At 73.5% G+C, this 1,281-nt stretch carries 2 protein-coding genes; both read left to right on the top strand.

Annotated features, from left to right (window positions below):
* The first annotated feature begins 63 nt into the window (after positions 1-63).
* Positions 64-522: a DUF6086 family protein gene (locus HW445_RS31425; RefSeq protein ID WP_180224170.1), complete on the top strand. Its 459-nt coding sequence runs from the start codon at positions 64-66 to the stop codon at positions 520-522.
* A gap of 107 nt (positions 523-629) precedes the next feature.
* Positions 630-1,172, top strand: a complete 543-nt coding sequence (locus HW445_RS31420; RefSeq protein ID WP_180224169.1) for an MOSC domain-containing protein — start codon at positions 630-632, stop codon at positions 1,170-1,172.
* The last annotated feature ends 109 nt before the right edge of the window (positions 1,173-1,281 follow it).

Below are 1,281 nucleotides of genomic sequence, written 5' to 3'. Positions count from 1 at the left end.
CCGGCTGCGCCGGTTGTCCGGCGAGCCTCTACGATCGCCGTCCGTACGGGAAAGGGGCGGTCGTTGAGTCAGTACTTCCTCCTGGGCGGGGACACCGTCCTGTGGAACCCGGCCACCGGGGTGGCGCGGCTGTTCCTGCGCCAGGTGCCGGTGTTCGAGGCGGAGACGGGGCTGCCGTCCGGGTTCGGGCCGATGATCAACGACGAGTGCGAGGTCGACGCCGCCGCCCTGGAGGTCTTCGCCAACGCCCTTCTGGACCACCACCGGCGGACGATCCACGCGATCCGCGCCGCCCTCTCCGAGGGCTTCGTCGCCACCGCCGTGACACTGGCCGAACGGGCCGGGGCCGCGCTGCGGTGGGAGGCGCCGCCGGACGAGCGGGCACGGCTGCGGGCGGAACTGCCGGCCGGCTCCGCCGAGGTCGTCGCCTCGGCGGAGGACGAGGGACTGCGCGCGATGCGGGAGATGGTCCGGTGGCTCGACGGGCGGATGGGCCCGGTGACCGGCTGGTACGACGACTGACGCCGACTCCCTCACCTCCGCGCGGACTTCGGCACGGACACCCATTGCCCTCGTCCCCGCTCTCGGCTTGGCTACCTCCTGAGGATGTCCGACGAACAGAGGGAACCGTGGACGCGACGGTAGTGGCTGTCAGCCGCAACGAGGAGTACAGCTTCACCAAGCCCAACCAGGAGAGCGTCACGCTGCTCGCCGGGCTCGGGGTGGAAGGGGACGTCCACGCGGGGGTGACCGTCAAGCACCGGTCACGCGTCGCCGCGGACCCCACCCGGCCGAACCTGCGGCAGGTGCACCTGATCCACTCCGAGCTCTTCGACGAGCTCGCGTCCGCCGGGTACATGGTGGCCCCCGGCGAACTCGGGGAGAACATCACCACCCAGGGCGTCGACCTGCTCGGGCTGCCGACGGGCACCCTGCTGCGGCTCGGCGAGGAGGCGGTCGTCGAGGTGACCGGGCTGCGCAACCCCTGCCTGCAGATCGACGGTTTCCAGCGCGGGCTGCTGAGGCAGGTCGTGGGCCGCGACGAGGCGGGCGACGTGGTCCGCAAGGCGGGCGTCATGAGCGTCGTCCGCACCGGCGGCGTCGTCCGCCCCGGGGACACCGTCACGATCACCCTCCCGGCGGAACCCCACCGCCCGCTCGAGAAGGTCTGAGCCGCCGCCCGCGCCCGGCGCGGGGCCGGCGTGCGCCCCGGGAGCCCGGTGCGCGCGCCGGCCGCCGGCCGCCGCTCAGTTGCGGTACCGGTAGAGGATCCGGCCCCGG

The sequence above is a fragment of the Streptomyces sp. UH6 genome (genome assembly GCF_013421635.1).
GTDB classification, from domain to species: Bacteria; Actinomycetota; Actinomycetes; order Streptomycetales; family Streptomycetaceae; genus Streptomyces; species Streptomyces abyssomicinicus.
Note: the sequence above shows the minus strand (reverse complement) of the source record. Positions and strands in the feature narration are given on the sequence as shown.